The sequence below is a fragment of the Pantoea sp. GM_Pan_4 genome (genome assembly GCF_026541005.1).
GTDB lineage: Bacteria > Pseudomonadota > Gammaproteobacteria > Enterobacterales > Enterobacteriaceae > Pantoea > Pantoea dispersa.
In genome coordinates this window covers 68,634-85,364 of the sequence record NZ_JALNUZ010000005.1, presented here as the reverse complement: position 1 = coordinate 85,364, position 16,731 = coordinate 68,634, and the positions used below count along the sequence as shown (strand labels likewise).

The following is a 16,731-nucleotide window of genomic DNA, read 5'->3' as shown; positions in this document are numbered from 1 at the left end:
AGGCAACGTTACCGGTCATCCCTGACCACATCATAACTATGCCGCCTGCACGCGGAACTGGGCCATGGATGCCTGCAACTGCTGCGACTGCGCTTCCAGCGACTGCGTAGCGGCGCTGGCCTGTTCCACCAGCGCGGCGTTTTGCTGTGCGGCTTCATCCATCTGCGTCACCGCCTGGTTAACCTGTTCAATACCGCGGCTCTGCTCTTCCGAGGCGATGGAGATCTCCTTCATCAGCGCGGTGACCCGCATCACTTCGCTGGAGATCTCATCCATGGTTTCGCCAGCGCGCGTGGCCATGTCGCTGCCCTCTTTGACCCGCGTCTGTGATTCGCTAATCAACTCACGAATCTCTTTGGCGGCGCTGGCGCTGCGCCCGGCCAGGGTGCGCACTTCATTGGCAACCACGGCAAAACCGCGCCCCTGCTCACCGGCACGCGCCGCTTCCACCGAAGCGTTGAGCGCCAGGATGTTGGTCTGGAACGCAATACCGTCGATCACGCTGAGAATATCGGCGATCCGATCGGAGCTGTGGGTGATCTCACGCATCTTCTCCATCACATAGCACACCACTTCTGCGCCGCGATCGGCGGTATCGGACACGCTACTGGCCAGCTGATTGGCCTGCTGCGCGTTACTGGCGTTAAGCCGGACGGTGGCCGTGAGCTGCTCCATGCTGGCGGCAGTCTGCTCCAGCGAGGCCGCCGACTCTTCCGTGCGCTGCGACAGATGCACCGTGCCCGCGGACAGCTCGCGGCTGCCGACGTCAATCTGCAGGCTGGCTTCACGCACCTGGCTGACCGAGTTGCGCAGCGCCAGCTGCATTTCCGTCAGCGCCTGGTTCAGACGGCCGATTTCGTTATTGGCCGCTGCCGGCAGCGGCTGCGACAGATCGCCGGCTGCAATTTGCTCCAGATGCTGGATCGCCCCGTCCAGCGGACGCAGTAGCGCGCGGCGCAGTAGCAGCCAGGCCAGCGCAATCAGCAACAGGGTCAGCGCGACGGCGACACCAATCATGATCTTCATCTGCAGTTCATTGTGCGCCGCTGCCGCCAGACGTGCGGCAGAGACCTCGTCGGCATACAGGCTGAAGTCGTTCACTGCCTTCGAATAGTTAGCCGCCAGCTGCGACAGGTTGCCTTCCAGCACCTGGTAATACTCATCGGTATACTGCTTTTGCAGCGCATCCATCATGGGTGCCATGGCACCTTTCTGATACGCGCTGAACGCGGCCGCGACCGCATCAGCGAGGCTTTTGCCCTGCGCGGTGACGGTACCGGCATCAATAAACGCGGCCAGATGGCGTTGCGAGCTGGCGACATCCGCCTGCGCCTGTTTGCTAACGGTCGCGCCCTCGTCCAGCAGGCCGATTTCGATTTTGCGCACCGCCAGCGCGGCGCTGGCGCGGGCACGCATCAGATCCGCGTTGCTCTGATACAGGCTGTTGAGTTCAATGCCCTGAATACGGTTGATGGCATCGAGTGACTGGTTGCCGGAATTGATGGCGTAGATGCCCATACCGCTCACTGCCAGCAGCAGCAGCGTCATAAAGGCCAGAAGAGAGAGTAAAGCCGTGCGTATAGATAGCTGTGTGATCATGATAATTCCCGTGCGCTTTAAAAAAGGGAGAATCCAGTAGCCCTAAAACGGAGAGATTATCGGCAGTGACCGGGGGAAACTTTATCCTTCATTGATGGTCAACCTGATTACGATCATCAACGCTTCAGATTTCCTGAAGTTCGTAGCGCTAAAAGCAAGGAATGTAACGATGAAAAAATGGCTTCCGCTCGCCTGTCTGTTCGCGTCCAGCGTGGCAATGGCACAGCAAAACCCTATCGATCAGCAGCTCAATCAATGCCTGAATAAAGAGTCCAGCACCGCCGGCATGTCGCAGTGCTACAGCACGGCCAATAAGGCGTGGGACAAAGAGATGAATGCGCAATATAGTCAGCTGATGAAGAAATTAACCGGTGAGCCCAAAGACAAACTGCGCAATGCGCAGCGCGCCTGGCTGGCCTACCGTGATAGCTGGACCGATGCCAGCCGCAGCTATTTCCTCAGCAGTCAGGGCTCCATGGCGGCGCTGTCAGTGGGCGCGCAGGGCGTCAGTCTGGTGCGCAACCAGGCGCTGATGCTGCAATCAATCAACAAAGGCAGTTGCGCCAATCCCGATGATTGTTGATAAATGGGGGCGTTAAACACGCTTAGCGCTGGCCACGGTCAGCGCGCCCATTATTCACGGAGAAACCATGGCTGCCTACGCCTCGACCCTCATTCTTATCTGCCTCGCCATCCTGAGCTACTTCGTCCACAACAGCGCCGTTACCATTTCGATTCTCATCCTGCTGGTGATTAAGCTCACGCCGCTGGCACAGTTCTTTCCCTACGTCGAAAAGCAGGGCATCCAGATTGGTATCATTATTCTCACCGTGGCCGTCATGGCACCGCTGGCAAGCGGCACGCTGCCGGCCTCGTCGCTGCTGAAATCCTTTGCTAACTGGCAATCCATTGTGGCGATTATCGTTGGCGTGTTTGTTGCCTGGCTCGGCGGTCGCGGCGTCAGTTTAATGAGCGTGCAGCCGTCGGTGATTGGCGGGTTGCTGATTGGCACGGTGATTGGTGTGGCGTTCTTTCGCGGCGTGCCGGTCGGGCCGCTAATCGCCGCAGGGATTGTGTCGCTGTTTGTCACCACGAAGTAGCCTGCTGGACCATTCCGAAACGCCAAAAAGGGGGCATACTTTCAGAGTCAGTTGGCTATAATAGCCGTCACTCAACTTACGACTAATGAAGGAAAGCCAGATGAGTTTGAACCAGGTGCCTGCAGGTAAAGATCTGCCAGAAGATATCTATGTCGTCATCGAGATCCCGGCCAACGCCGATCCGATCAAATATGAAGTGGACAAAGAGTCTGGCGCCCTGTTTGTAGACCGTTTCATGTCTACCGCCATGTTCTATCCGTGCAACTACGGTTACATCAACCACACGCTGTCTCTGGATGGTGACCCGGTTGACGTACTGGTGCCAACCCCGTATCCGCTGCAGCCAGGTTCAGTGATCCGCTGCCGTCCAGTGGGCGTGCTGAAGATGACCGACGAATCAGGTGAAGATGCCAAACTGGTAGCGGTTCCGCACACCAAGCTGAGCAAAGAGTACGATCACATTAAAGATGTGAACGACCTGCCAGAACTGCTGAAAGCGCAGATCACCCACTTCTTCGAGCACTACAAAGATCTGGAAAAAGGCAAATGGGTGAAGGTTGACGGCTGGGACAACGCGGAAGCGGCTAAAGCTGAAATCATCTCCTCTTTCGAGCGCGCACAGAAGAAGTAAGTTTTCTGTCAGCGCTGTCGCATCGCTATGTATGGCGATCGGCAGATAAAAAAACACCGCCCACTGGGCGGTGTTTTTATTTACGCTTCTGCGGCGTCATCGCGCCGTAACCAGTCGCCACTCGCGATGCGGGTGCGACCGGCAATCGAACGCTGATACACGTACAGCCAGGCGCTGCCGTAGGGCGTCTGGATCAGCTGGCGCTTATACTCGCCGTTCTTGCTGCGCAAGGCATCCAGCTCGCCGAGGGTGCTGGCGTCGATGCGATACACTTCGCAGTACACCGTGCCGTCCCCCTCAACCACGCCCGGATAGTGACCGAGATTGTAGAGCGCAAACCCTTCAATCTGATGGTCGCCGAGCCATTGCGCATTGGTCATCCAATGACTATTTCCCTGTTTGCGCCGTAAACTGCCGTAGACAATTATTCGCATTGCTAAAACTCAAACTGATAGAGCAAATCCAGTGCCTGATCGAGACCCGACACGGCTTCCAAATAGAGTTTGGGCATCAGGCGATAACGCAAAGTGAGCGTCGCCAGTGAATCAAATATGCCAACACCGTATTTTACCTGCAGACCCGGCAGCACATAACCACTCACCTGCACCTGCTGGCTGTCGCCGACACCGGTGGTATCAAGCGCAAGGTTACTGACGCCGAAGGTCTCGCCGATTTTACCCATAACCTGACCACTTTGTGCAACCCCCAGTCCAACCAGCGCCGAGGTTAAGGCGTTGCTGTCGCCATCGCTGCTGAGTCCCTGACCGCGTAACAGGTAAGACAGCGCCTCCTGCTGCGACATTGCCGGGTCGGAGAAGACCTCCACCTTCGGCTCGTCGGCCAGTCCGGTGACGCGCAGACCGGCTGTCACATCATCCTCGGTGGCTTCCGGGTTACGAATCGCCTCCAGGTTGACGTACGGCTGATCCGGCGGACCGGCGAACTGCAGCTCGCCTTTACGCACAATCAGATCCTGACCATACGCGTGGAAACGGCCGGAAGGAATATTGATTTGTCCGTTTAAGCCCAGGCCGGTTTTATCCTGCACCAGTTTGAGATCGCCGTTGAGGCGCGCTTTCAGGCCAAAGGCCGAGAGACGCACATCGTTGCCGACGTGGATCACCAGATTGCTGTTGATCGGGATTGCGGCAGTTTTCGGCTGAATCGGCTTGAGGTTCTCATCCAGCATCACCTCATCCGACGACACGCCGGTAGCGCTCTCCGGCACTTCCTGCACCGTGATGCGCGCCCACGGAATATCAACCTTGCCGTCAAGATTGAACGCCGCCGGTGTGGCTTCAAACGCCAGGTCCGGCGAAACGTCCATCCGCACCATCGGCGGAACGGTAACGCGAATACGGCTGCCCTGCGCAGTAACGCGCGCGCGCCAGTTATCCAGCTGGCTCCAGTCCGCGTTGCCACCCAGATTGAGGTTACCCTGCTGCGTCTGGATCAGGCCGTTGAGCGTGGAACTCATGCCGTTAAACACCAGGTTGAGATTGGCCGAGGTGAGATCGACTGGCATAAAGCTGCCGTCCACATCAACATCGCTCAGTCCCAGCTGACCAAAGATCTGCGGCTGCTGCAACGTGCCGCCGAGACGCAGATTGCTGTTGAGGTTGCCTTTGATCTTCTCGCCCTGCATCAGCGCCGGGTTGAGCATCGCCAGCGAAATGTTGCTGATGCCGATGTTGCCTGACAGCTGGCGGCGATTCTCCGGATCGGCGATCTGCACGTTGCCGCTCAGCTGACCGTTATTCACGATGTGAATCAGCCAGTCGAGCTGCGCGCGTCCATTACGCAGCGCCGCATTCAGGTTGAGCGTGTCGAAGGCGATCGGCAGGTTATTCCCCTGCACATCCTGCACCACTTTTACGCCGTTTCCTTTAAGCGATACCGTGCCGGTCGGCAGCGCGCCGTCGGCGGTCCAGTTCACGCGTGCATCACCGCTGAATACGCCGTTCAGCTGGGTGGCATCGGTGAGGAACGGCTTGATCATCGCCAGATCGAAGCGGTTCAGCACCACGTGCGCATGGCCGCTGGCACCGGCCTCGATCGGCTCCGGCACGCACAGCTGCGCGTTGGGGTTTTGCCAGCAGTGCGGCCCGATGGTGGCGCTCTGTTTGCTGTTCAGGTAGTCAATCATCATCGCGCGCGTCAGGCGCCATTCGCCCACCGGCGTGTCAAAACGCGTATTGTTGAGATTACCCTGCCAGCGCTGCGTCTGGCGGTCAAAGCTGCCGTTGAGCGCCAGCTGGCCGGAGACCGGCTCGCCCTGCACGTTGAGTTTCAGCTGATGCTGCTTCTCGTTACCGTCGGCGTTGAGCGTCAGCAGGCCGATCTTAAGCGCGTCCTGCTGTAGCTGCTCCACGCGCAGCTGCAGTTTACCGGCGACCTGATCGCTGGATTTCACATCGCTCTGCAGCGTGACACGGCGGATCTGCAACTGCTGCCAGCGCAGGCCGCTGGCGGTAAGATCGGCCAGAAGCTGGGGCGCCTGCAGCGTACCGCGCGCTTTGATGGTGCCTTTGGCTACGCCGCCGAGGCCCGGCAGCGCGTTATCCAGATGCGGTGCATCGACACTGGCATCCAGATTTAGCGCGTCGCCCAGTTCGCCCTTCACGTCGAGATGGTTGCGCCCCAGCGCGATGTCAATGCCGGGGATTTTCCACTGATTGTAACTGTTGCCGGTCAGCGAGCCTTCGGCGCTCACCGCGTTCTGTTTCACATTGCCCTTCAGCGCCAGCTGCGGCACGCTAAGCTGCCAGCTACCGCCGTACAGGCTGCCGCGCGTGGTGATTTTACCGTCGAGCTTTGCCGGCCAGTCAGGATACTGTTTAGCGGTATTGATGCCCGCCAGCGTCAGTTCGCTGCGCCAGCTGATGGCTTTGCTCCAGTCCACCAGCGCGCTAAGGTCAATGTTGCCCTGCAGCGCCGCCACGCGAAGTTTATCCAGGCTGAACTGCTGCACGTTGCCTTTACCGTCCAGCGTAATGGTGGCCGGCGGCACCGCTTCGCCCTTCACCGCGGTGCGCAGCGACATCACGTAGTCGGTGGCTTTACCGCTGAACTGGTAGTCGAGATTATCCGCCTGATACTGCACCGGACCGGTCAGCGGCCAGCGCAGCTGCGGGCTGGTGAGTTTGAGCGACAGCGGCAGACCGGCGACCGCTGGCTGCGCGGCGGCGTCCAGCTGGGCACGCACCGGCCCCGAGAGATTCAGGCCCAGCTTCAGCTCGTCGCGCATCGCCCCGGCGAGGTTCAGTTTGATCTTCTCGCCTTTAATCGGATCGAGATTCAGCGAGCCGTTGAGCACAAAATTGACCGGCCAGTTATCTGCCAGCCGGGCATCGCCGCTGGCGTTGAGCTGTCCCTGCGGCGAGTCGACGTCAAAGGTCTCCAGCTGCATATGTCGGTCGGTGGTTTTGGCCTTCAGCAGCAGACGCGTAATCGCCACGTCCGTATCGCCGGTGATGCGCAACTGCTCACCCAACAGCTGCTGCACATTGATATCGAGCGGCAGCTGGAAATCCGGCAGTGCCGGCAGCAGCGGCTCGGCAAACATCGCCTGCAGCGTTTCGCCCAGCGGTTTTTCATCCGGCTGCGGCTGCTGTACTTTAGGCTGCACCACCTGTTCGTCCGCCACTTTCGCCGCCTTCGGCAGCGCGATTAGCAGGCTCTGGATATGGGTGGGATTGAGCGTCAGCGCGCGATCCTGCCACTGCAGGCCGCTGGTGAAATCGAGCAGCGAAATGGCGGTGTCATCGACTTTGACGTTGATGTTATGCAGGCTGACCCGGCTCAGGGTAATCGGGTATGGCGTGCTGAGATTGCTGCTGCCGCTCTCCTCTTCCGGCGGCGGCGCACTGGCTGGCGTCATTTTTTTGCTGTCGACCACCACGCTGACGTCCTGCAGCGCGATATCGTTCACGCACACCGAGGAGTGCAGCAGGCAGTTGAGGTTGAGCGCCAGATGGAAGCGCCCGGCATCCACGCTGACGCCCGGCATCTGGTACTTCACGCCGCTCAGCGTCAGATCGCGCCAGCCGCCTTCCACCTTGTTAATCGACAGGCCCGGCACCCAGCGATCGGCACCTTTAAACAACAGATGCAATCCGGGCGTGGTGCCCACCAGAAACGCCACGCTGGCCAGCAGCACCAGCACGAAAATACCGATACCGATCAGGACCTTTTTCCACAGCTTCATAGTTCAGGCCCCAGTCCTACATAAAATTGCAATCCATGCTCCTTGTCGTCACCAATCGGGCGCGCGATATCAAACTTGATCGGCCCTACCGGAGAAGACCAGCGCACGCCGAAGCCTGCACCGGTTTTAACATTACTCTGCTTGATGTCGTTGACCGCTTCACCGGAGTCGACGAATACCGCGCCCCACCATTTGCCGGAGACGTTGTACTGATACTCGAGCGAGCCGGTGGCCAGCTTTGAGGCACCGGTGAGTTTGCCTTCGTCATCGCGCGGCGAGATATCTTTGTATTTGTAACCGCGAATGCTGCGGTCACCGCCGGCGAAGAAGCGCAGATCGGGCGGCACTTTTTCAAAGTCGTTGGTTTCAATCCAGCCAAGGTTACCGCGCGCCACAAAGCGATGCTTCTCGCCCAGCGTGCGGATCCATACGTTCTGCGCCTGCAGGATCAGGAAGTCGACGTCCGAGCCCCAGGTGGTGTCCGACACGTCTACCGAGTAGCGCTGTGAATCGCCCCAGGTCGGCATCAGGCCGCCGCGCGAACGGGTGCGGTTCAGGCTGACGCCCGGATAGAGCAGCATAGTGGTGTTGGTGACGCTGCCCTGAGTAAAGTGGTCGAGGCTCCAGCGCAGGTTAACCGCGCGCTGCCAGCCGGAGCTGCTGTCCCAGTTACGCGACATCGCCAGCGTGGTGGTGTCCGATTTGGTGTCGTTGAGATCGGTGCGTTTCAGGCCGCCGGAGAAGGTGTAGTACTGCTCCAGCGGACTTTTCAGCAGCGGCACTTTATAGCTGAGATCAAGCTGCTGCTCCGGCGCGGAGATATAGGCGCTGGAGGTCAGGCTGTGGCCGCTGTCGTTGATCCACGGCTTTTTCCACGTGCCTTTCAGCCGCGGTCCGACGTCCGTCGAGTAACCGACACCGGCTTCGATGGTGTTCTCCACGCGCGGCGACACGGCGGCGCTGAGCGGCAGCACTTTGGTCTGGCGTCCTTTATCGAACTCGGGTGCCACGACGACAGAATTAAACCAGCCGGTGGCGGAGAGGCGACGATTGAGTTCGGCCAAATCGCGTGAGCTGTAGGGATCGCCCTTTTTGAACGGCACCAGATTGCGCAGATAGGCTTCATTGATTTGCGAGCCCTCAAAGCTGACATCGCCGAAGCGATAGCGCGGGCCGCTGTCGTAGTCGATATCCCAGAATGCTAAACGCCGTTCGACCGAGACACCAAGCTGGCTCTGCTTAAAGTCACCGTCGAAGTAACCATTACGCAGCGCCAGGCTGGAGAAGCCGTTTTTGAATTTATCGTAGTCGCCGTGATTAAGCTGGCTGCCGACTTTAGGCCTGCCCTGCTTCACCCACGCCTGATAGTCAGGATCGTCTTTTGCGGCGCCTTCCACCACGATGGTGCTGCCGCCAATCTTCACCGGCTCACCGGCGGTGACGCGGGCAATCAGCACCGGACGCCCCCCCTGCGGCGGTGCCGGGCGTGATTCAAAGTCGATCTGCGGCTCGTAATAGCCCAGCGCACGCAAACCTTCTTTGATCGCGGCAGCCACGCGCGCCTGGAAACGGCCGTCGTTCGACACCTCGTCACTGCCGATAGTGGACAAGCGCGCCCTGACGTTTTTCTGTAACTCCCCGGTCAGGCCTTCCAGCTGCAGTCGCACTTTGGCTGCCTCAACAGCAGGTGCGGCAAGCAGCAGGCTGGCCAAGCAATAAGCATGAAATCGCGGCACGCGTACTCCTGTTAATAATGCCTGCCCCTATTCCGCAGGGGCGTTAACTCTGGTGGAAAGGGTATCACCACACCTTGCATACCCATCAGCATAGCCGCTCTTTTTTGCGAGCGGCTGCGTAAAAACGGCCGCTAAGCCAAATCGACTGCTATTGTCGGTAAATGTGCGTACCGATACAACAACGAAGCCGCGCTTCTGCGCACCGCCAGTCGCCACTCGGATTAATCCGAGCCGGCCAATCACGCCGCTGGCGGCAGCAATAGCGCTGCTGCTATAATCAGCGACCAGCAGGCCTCGCCTGCACGCATTTCTGCCCCGACGTTAACGTGACTTTGTCGAACTGGCGCAGACATTTTTGGCACGGATAGCCCTGTTTGACGGGTAAGTACCGGATGTACGCCTCTTCGCGCTGCCCAGGCCAAAAATGACAAGTGATTAACCCAACGGATCTTTTATGCTTGATAGCCTGCTTGTCATTCTTTTACTGATCGTAATCAGTTCATTTTTTTCTCTGTCGGAGATCTCGCTGGCGGCTGCCCGCAAGATCAAACTGAAACTGCTGGCCGATGAAGGCAACATCAACGCGCAGCGCGTGCTGAAGATGCAGGAACAGCCTGGCATGTTCTTCACCGTGGTACAGATTGGCCTCAACGCCGTCGCGATTCTCGGCGGTATCGTCGGCGATGCGGCGTTTTCGCCCGCCTTCAGCAGCCTGTTCAACCGTTTTATGGAGCCGGAACTGGCGGATCAGCTCAGCTTTATCTGCTCCTTCACTATCGTCACCAGCCTGTTCATTCTGTTTGCCGACCTGACGCCAAAACGCGTCGGCATGATCGCGCCGGAAGCCATCGCGCTGCGCATCATCAATCCGATGCGCTTCTGCCTGCTGGTTTTCCGCCCGCTGGTGTGGCTGTTCAATGGCCTGGCCAACGTGTTCTTTCGCATCTTTAAGCTGCCGATGGTACGTAAAGATGACATCACCTCGGATGACATTTACGCGGTAGTGGAAGCCGGTGCGCTGGCTGGCGTGCTGCGCAAACAGGAGCACGAGCTGATCGAGAACGTGTTCGAGCTGGAATCACGCACCGTGCCTTCGTCCATGACCTCGCGTGAAAATATCGTGTGGTTCGATCTGCACGAAGACGAAACCAGCCTGAAAACCAAAATCGCGCAACACCCGCATTCGAAGTTTCTGGTGTGCGACGGTGATATCGACCATATCGTCGGTTACGTTGATTCCAAAGAGCTGCTGCTGCGCGTGCTGGGCAACCAGAGCATGACGCTCAACAGCGGCGTGCAGATTCGTTCGGCGCTGATTGTGCCGGATACACTGACGCTGTCAGAGGCGCTGGAGAGTTTTAAAACCGCCGGCGAAGACTTCGCGGTGATCATGAACGAATATGCGCTGGTGGTCGGAATTATCACGCTTAACGACGTGATGACCACGCTGATGGGCGATCTGGTCGGTCAGGGGCTGGAAGAGCAGATTGTGGCGCGCGACGAGAATTCCTGGCTGGTGGAAGGCGGTACGCCGATTGATGACGTGATGCGCGTGCTGGATATCGACGAGTTCCCGCAGTCCGGCAACTACGAGACCATCGGCGGCTTCATGATGTATATGCTGCGTAAGATCCCCAAACGCACCGATTTCGTCAAATTCTCCGGCTACAAATTCGAGGTGGTGGATATCGACAGCTACCGCATCGACCAGCTGCTGGTGACGCGCATTGATGACCGCCCGCCGGTGCTGAATGTGTCGAAGAGTACGCTGGATGAGTCTGAAGGGCCTGCCGCATAGCAGTGATCGTGCGGTTACAGAAAGATTCAGGGCGCCAGCGGCGCCCTTTCTTTTGCTTAGTTGTACTCGGCTTGCAGCCGCAGCACCTGGCGGTTGATTTCTGACATCACGCTAAGGTGCTGTTTATCCTTGACGCGCGGCAACATGACTTTGCCTTTATCGAACTCAAACGCGCCAACATCCTTGATGTACAACCTTCCTTTAAATAGCGTCTTTACATATTTCGCAATTTGCAGCGGATTATAGCGCTGGAAGATCTTCATGCTGTTTAACTCCTGAACAGATGTAATACGCTTCGCCGTTGCCAAATTCGGTACGAGCCCTTGAAGCGCAAATGAGGCATAACTATAGAACATGATTCCTTGCCGATGTTCCGAAAAAATGGATTTTTTACTGAATTGACACATCATTACAGAGAACTCTGTCATAACGATCACAAAATCCAGTATAAACCTTCATTGGTTAAGGAATTGTGGCATGGGTTACAAAGCTGCTATCTCATCGCGACAGGCGCATCATCCACGCCTAATATTGCAAAAACATGAATAACTGGTCGGATCACTAAGGAGCATTACCATGCGTTTGGCACATTCCGTGATAGCCCTGGCGCTGCTGCTGCCCAGCCTTGCCTCAGCCCACGCGTTTAAGGTTGGCGAACGCGTACCGGCAGTCGGCGTTAACGACAAAGGAGAACTGCTGTATCAGCAGGAGAAGTTTCGCTACCAGCCCTGGAACAGCGCCCAGCTGAGTGGCAAAGTGCGGGTCATCCTGCATATTGCCGGACGCTCGTCAGCCAAAGAACAGAACGCCGCGCTGATTGAAGCCATCAAAGCCGCCCAGCTGCCGCACGACCGCTATCAGACCACCACGGTGGTCAATACCGATGATGCCATTCCCGGCACCGGGATGTTTGTGCGCAGCAGCATTGAGAGCAATAAACAGCAATATCCGTGGTCGCAGTTCATTGTCGACAGCAACGGCAACGCGCGCAAGGCGTGGCAGCTGGAGAAAGGCGGTTCGGCAATTGTGATTCTGGATAACACCGGCCATGTGCGTTACGCCAAAGACGGTCCGCTGACGCAGGATGAAGTGCAGCAGGCGATGAAACTGATCCATCAGCTGCTGCAGGCGTGATCGCGCCACAGCGGGTGGCGCGCACAGCGTATCAGAACAGTGAGACGCGGAAGCCCGGATTCAGAAACGACTCGCGCGGCGCGTAGTCGAGGGTTTTGCCCTGCCAGTCATGCACGTGCGCGCCAGCGGCAATTGCTACCGCATGGCCGGCACCGGTATCCCAGATATTGGTCGGCCCGAAGCGCGGATAGAGCTGCGCCTTGCCCTCTGCCACCAGGCAGAACTTGAGCGAGGAGCCGATAGCGGTGGTCTGGTGCTCGCCCAGCTGGGTCAGATACTCTTTCAGCTCTTCGTCTTTATCAGCGTGCGAACGGCTCACTACCACCAGCAGCGGTCGCGCTTCACGTACGTGGATCTGCGTGGTGTGGCCGCCCTCCTCTTTCCACGCTTTGCCTTCGGCCGCAGAATACATCACCCCCAGCGCCGGCGCGTACACCACGCCCAGCACCGGTTTGCCGTGCTCAATCAGCGCGATATTGACCGTGAACTCGCCGTTACGCTTGATGAACTCTTTGGTGCCGTCGAGCGGATCGACCAGCCAGTATTGCTGCCAGTGCTGACGCACATCCCAGCCGGGTGGATCCTCTTCCGACAGCACCGGCACGTCAGGCGTCAGCGCCGCTAAGCCCTGCACGATAACCTGATGTGCCGCCAGATCGGCCGCCGTGACCGGTGAATCATCCGATTTACGCGTCACGTCCAGCGGTTGTGCGCCATCGTAGACCTGCATAATGGCATCGCCCGCGCTGCGCGCCAGCTGGCAAATTTTATCTAACATTGTTCACCTCATTTCGGCTGATGCTGCCGCTGAAACCCCGGCAGCCCGTCTCCAGATATTTTAGCAGGTGCGCTGTGACAGCCGCAGCTAAGCGTATTCGCTTTGATTATCAATATCATAGTTCGGCCGTGGCGGCTATGGCGCAATGCTGAATGGCAGGCACTCCGTCAGCTTACGCAGGAAAGAGGCAAAACCCCGAGCCCCATCACAAATTGAAATGATAATTCGTCATGGTTTTACATTATTTTGAGAGGCCCATTAAAGCGAACAAGGAGCAAGCCATGTTCAAAGCGAGCATGTCGTTACTGGCACTGTGCGTTGCAGCCGCCACGGTGCAGGCTGCCACGGTGGATTTACGCATTCTGGAAACCACCGATCTGCACAGCAACATGATGGATTTCGATTACTACAAAGACACGCCGACCGAAAAGTTTGGTCTGGTGCGCACCGCCACGCTCATCCAGCAGGCGCGCGGCGAAGTAGCAAACAGCGTGCTGGTGGATAACGGCGACATTATTCAGGGCAGCCCGCTGGGCGATTACATGGCGGCCAAAGGCCTGCAGCCGGGTGAAATCCATCCGGTGTATAAAGCCCTTAATACGCTGGATTACGCGGTAGGCAATCTCGGCAACCACGAATTTAACTACGGCCTGCCCTATCTGCAGCAGGCGATTGCCGGGGCACGTTTTCCCTACATCAATGCCAACGTTATCGATGAAACCAGTGGTAAACCGCTGTTTACTCCCTATTTAATTAAAGAAACCACGGTAAAAGACCGCGACGGCAAGCCGCATACGCTGAAAATCGGCTATATCGGCTTCGTACCACCGCAGATTATGGTGTGGGATCGCAACAATCTGCAGGGCAAAGTGCGCGTTGGTGACATCACCGAGACAGCGAAGCGCTATGTGCCGGAAATGCGCGCAAAAGGTGCTGAAATAATCATCGCTATTCCGCACTCCGGTCTGAGCAGTGAGCCGTACCATGCCATGGCGGAAAACTCGGTGTATTACCTCAGTCAGGTGCCAGGTATAAATGCCATCATGTTCGGCCATGCGCACGCGGTGTTTCCCGGCAAAGAGTTTGCGGCGATTAAAGGCGCGGATATCGCTCAGGGCACGCTTAACGGCGTACCGGCGGTGATGCCCGGCATGTGGGGCGATCATCTCGGCGTGGTTGACCTGGTGCTGAAAAATGACGGCGGCGGCTGGCAGGTGACCCAGGGTAAAGCCGAAGCGCGGCCCGTTTACGATGCGGTGGCGAAAAAATCGCTGGCGGCGGAAGATGCCGATCTGGTGAAAGTGCTGGCCGACGATCATCGCGCCACGCGTGAATTTGTGGCAAAACCGATCGGCAAGTCGGCGGATGTGATGTACAGCTACCTGTCGCTGGTGCAGGACGATCCCACCGTGCAGATCGTCAATAATGCGCAGCGTGCTTACGTCGAACGCTTCATTCAGGGCGATCCCGATCTGGGCCGCTTACCGGTGCTCTCGGCAGCGGCCCCGTTCAAGGCCGGCGGCCGTAAGAACGATCCGGCCAGCTACGTTGAAGTGGAAAAAGGCGATCTCACCTTCCGTAATGCCGCCGATCTCTATCTCTACCCAAATACGCTGGTGGTGATGAAAGTCAGCGGCGCGCAGGTGAAAGAGTGGCTGGAGTGCTCGGCGGCGCAGTTTAATCAGATCGACGTGCATCGTCGTCAGCCGCAGTCGCTGATCAACTGGGATTTCCGCACCTACAATTTTGATGTGATCGATGGCGTGCAGTATCAGATCGATGTGACGCAACCGGCACGCTACGACGCCGAATGCCAGCTGATTAACCCGGCGGCATCTCGTATTCAGGATCTGCGCTGGCAGGGCAAACCGATCGATCCCAAAACGACCTTCCTCGTTGCCACCAATAATTACCGTGCCTGGGGCGGCAAATTTGCCGGCACCGGCGAGCAGTATGTCGCGTTTGCCTCGCCGGATGAGAACCGCTCGGTGGTGGCCGCCTACATCAGCAGCGAAACCCGCACCCACGGCGCGGTGCAGCCACAGGCCGATCACAACTGGCGGCTGGCACCGATCGCCAGCGCAACGCCGCTGGATATTCGCTTTGAGACCGCGCCGGGCGCAAAAGCCACGCAGTTTATTGAGAAGTATGCTGATTATCCGATGAAAGCCGTCGGCAGTGATGAAACGGGCTTTGCAATCTGGCAGGTGGATTTACAGAAGCAGGCAGAGAAGAAGTAGTGACAGGGGCGCCAGACACGGCGCCCGCTGTTTATTACAGGATTTCCAGCAGCTCGACTTCGAAAATCAGGGTGCTGAATGGTGGGATAGAGGCACCCGCGCCGCGCTCGCCGTAAGCGAGATTGTGCGGAATGGCCAGCTCCCACTTCGAGCCTACCGGCATCAGGGTCAGCGCTTCAATCCAGCCAGCAATCACGCCGCTGACCGGGAATTCAGCCGGTTCGCCACGGGCAACGGAGCTATCAAACACGGTGCCGTCAATCAGCTTACCGGTGTAGTGCACGCGTACGCGATCCTGACGTGATGGGATCGGACCATCGCCCTGGGTGATGACGCTGAACTGCAGGCCGGATTCGGTGCTGCTCACGCCTTCACGCTGTGCATTCTGCTCGAGGAACTGCTGACCTTCGGCCGCCATGGCTTCGACGCGCTCACGACGTACGCCTTCGGCACGCTCGTGGACTTCACGCAGCGCACGGTGTACCACGTCAACCGGAACTGCCGGTGAGTTCCCTTCCAGCGCGTCGCGCAGGCCCGCAAGCAGCGCTTCTGGCTGCAGACCCTGCAGTCCAGACTCTTGCAGCTGCTGACCAACCTGTAAACCGATACCGTAACTTGCTTGTGATTCGACGCTGTCAAATGAAGGGGTCGTCATCTTGTTTCCTTAATCCCGGAGAAAATAGAACCGGCAGCATAACAGCGCAGACGGCTGGCGTAAAATCTCGCGCGCCGCGGATGACATTTCCCGGGGAAAGAGAAACAATATGCAGGTCAAATTTTTCAATGCTGGCAGGCACTTCGCGCCCGCTTTGCCCATACTATAGAACAAGAGAGCATCCATGGGCCAAATCGCCCCACGACGTCGCAGGACGCGCGCACCGCGTACCTTATTTTCCCGGTTGCAACGCTGGCTGCCTGACAGGCGCGTCACGACCGCCAGCGAGGAGGAGGAAAGAATGGCTTCTGAAACCCCGTCGCGTATACCCGCTGTACTGCAGCGCATCTGGCATCTGCTGGATAACGTACGCTGGATGGATCCGCTGCCGCCGCTGCACCGACGCGGTATCGTTATTGCCCTGCTGGTGATGCTGCTGGCGTTTCTCTGGCCTGCCAGCACGCCGCAGTATCCGGTGGAACGTCCGGCAGAGAGCAGCGGCAAAGAGGTGCCGATGCAGGCGGAAATCTACGATAACAATGCGCAGCCGCCGCAGAATACGACGCCAAAGAGTGATGCCCAGGGCGAATGGCACAGCTATACCGTGGCCTCGGGCCAGACGCTGGCACAGCTGTTCCGTGACAACAATCTGCCGGTCAATGATGTGTTTGCCATGGCGCGGGTGGAAGGCGATGGGCAGCCGCTGAGCGCGCTGCAGAGTGGTCAGCAGGTGAAGATTCGTCAGAACGCGCAGGGCGTGGTGACCGGCTTAACGGTCGAGAGCAGTAACGGCCCGGTGCTGTTTACCCGCCAGCCGGACGGCAGCTTTATCCGCGCGCAGTAAGCGACAGAA

General features: G+C 58.2%; 14 protein-coding genes. 7 read left to right on the top strand and 7 right to left on the bottom strand.

Annotated features, from left to right (window positions below; translation table 11 throughout):
• Window positions 1–36: 36 nt before the first annotated feature.
• A complete protein-coding gene (locus OXR61_RS13065) occupies window positions 37–1,596 on the bottom strand; it encodes a methyl-accepting chemotaxis protein (protein ID WP_031280150.1) in 1,560 nt (519 codons plus the stop codon).
• Between the two features lie 172 nt (window positions 1,597–1,768).
• Here OXR61_RS13065 and OXR61_RS13060 point away from each other — a divergent pair, with 172 nt between their 5' ends.
• The 3 genes from OXR61_RS13060 (at window position 1,769) to ppa (ending at window position 3,330) form a co-directional block, all read left to right on the top strand.
• Window positions 1,769–2,182, top strand: coding sequence for a lysozyme inhibitor LprI family protein (locus tag OXR61_RS13060; protein ID WP_021509735.1), 414 nt, complete (start codon window positions 1,769–1,771; stop codon window positions 2,180–2,182).
• A gap of 67 nt (window positions 2,183–2,249) precedes the next feature.
• Window positions 2,250–2,699: a DUF441 domain-containing protein gene (locus tag OXR61_RS13055; RefSeq protein WP_021509736.1), complete on the top strand. Its 450-nt coding sequence runs from the start codon at window positions 2,250–2,252 to the stop codon at window positions 2,697–2,699.
• Between the two features lie 100 nt (window positions 2,700–2,799).
• Window positions 2,800–3,330 (top strand): inorganic diphosphatase, encoded by a 531-nt coding sequence (ppa, locus tag OXR61_RS13050; RefSeq protein WP_021509737.1) that lies wholly within the window; start codon window positions 2,800–2,802, stop codon window positions 3,328–3,330.
• Window positions 3,331–3,410: 80 nt separating this feature from the next.
• On the opposite strand, the gene OXR61_RS13045 is transcribed toward ppa, so the two are convergent.
• The 3 genes from OXR61_RS13045 to OXR61_RS13035 are packed head-to-tail and all read right to left on the bottom strand — an operon-like array spanning window position 3,411 to window position 9,273.
• On the bottom strand, window positions 3,411–3,764 hold the full coding sequence (locus OXR61_RS13045; protein WP_031280151.1) for a gamma-glutamylcyclotransferase: 354 nt from the start codon (window positions 3,762–3,764) through the stop codon (window positions 3,411–3,413).
• 2 nt (window positions 3,765–3,766) lie between these two features.
• On the bottom strand, window positions 3,767–7,537 hold the full coding sequence (locus OXR61_RS13040) for a translocation/assembly module TamB domain-containing protein (protein WP_021509739.1): 3,771 nt from the start codon (window positions 7,535–7,537) through the stop codon (window positions 3,767–3,769).
• Window positions 7,534–9,273, bottom strand: coding sequence for an autotransporter assembly complex family protein (locus OXR61_RS13035; RefSeq protein WP_031280152.1), 1,740 nt, complete (start codon window positions 9,271–9,273; stop codon window positions 7,534–7,536). Before OXR61_RS13035 ends, OXR61_RS13040 begins: the two co-directional genes overlap by 4 nt.
• Before the next feature lie 454 nt (window positions 9,274–9,727).
• On the opposite strand from OXR61_RS13035, the gene OXR61_RS13030 reads away from it, so the two are divergent.
• On the top strand, window positions 9,728–11,071 hold the full coding sequence (locus tag OXR61_RS13030) for a hemolysin family protein (protein ID WP_021509741.1): 1,344 nt from the start codon (window positions 9,728–9,730) through the stop codon (window positions 11,069–11,071).
• Window positions 11,072–11,127: 56 nt separating this feature from the next.
• Here the strand turns inward: OXR61_RS13030 and OXR61_RS13025 are convergent, their stop codons facing one another.
• On the bottom strand, window positions 11,128–11,334 hold the full coding sequence (locus OXR61_RS13025; RefSeq protein ID WP_031280153.1) for a DUF1107 domain-containing protein: 207 nt from the start codon (window positions 11,332–11,334) through the stop codon (window positions 11,128–11,130).
• Window positions 11,335–11,647: 313 nt separating this feature from the next.
• Here OXR61_RS13025 and OXR61_RS13020 point away from each other — a divergent pair, with 313 nt between their 5' ends.
• Entirely contained in the window at window positions 11,648–12,205 is a 558-nt protein-coding gene (locus tag OXR61_RS13020; RefSeq protein WP_021509743.1) for a YtfJ family protein, read from the top strand.
• A 31-nt stretch (window positions 12,206–12,236) separates the two neighbouring features.
• On the opposite strand, the gene cysQ is transcribed toward OXR61_RS13020, so the two are convergent.
• A complete protein-coding gene (cysQ, locus tag OXR61_RS13015; protein WP_021509744.1) occupies window positions 12,237–12,983 on the bottom strand; it encodes a 3'(2'),5'-bisphosphate nucleotidase CysQ in 747 nt (248 codons plus the stop codon).
• 281 nt (window positions 12,984–13,264) lie between these two features.
• Between cysQ and OXR61_RS13010 the strand changes: the two genes are divergently transcribed.
• Entirely contained in the window at window positions 13,265–15,223 is a 1,959-nt protein-coding gene (locus tag OXR61_RS13010) for a bifunctional 2',3'-cyclic-nucleotide 2'-phosphodiesterase/3'-nucleotidase (RefSeq protein ID WP_021509745.1), read from the top strand.
• 34 nt (window positions 15,224–15,257) lie between these two features.
• On the opposite strand, the gene fklB is transcribed toward OXR61_RS13010, so the two are convergent.
• The gene (fklB, locus tag OXR61_RS13005; RefSeq protein WP_021509746.1) at window positions 15,258–15,878 is read right to left on the bottom strand and encodes an FKBP-type peptidyl-prolyl cis-trans isomerase; all 621 of its coding nucleotides are present in this window, start codon (window positions 15,876–15,878) and stop codon (window positions 15,258–15,260) included.
• Window positions 15,879–16,062: 184 nt separating this feature from the next.
• Between fklB and OXR61_RS13000 the strand changes: the two genes are divergently transcribed.
• On the top strand, window positions 16,063–16,722 hold the full coding sequence (locus tag OXR61_RS13000; RefSeq protein WP_150360361.1) for a LysM-like peptidoglycan-binding domain-containing protein: 660 nt from the start codon (window positions 16,063–16,065) through the stop codon (window positions 16,720–16,722).
• The last annotated feature ends 9 nt before the right edge of the window (window positions 16,723–16,731 follow it).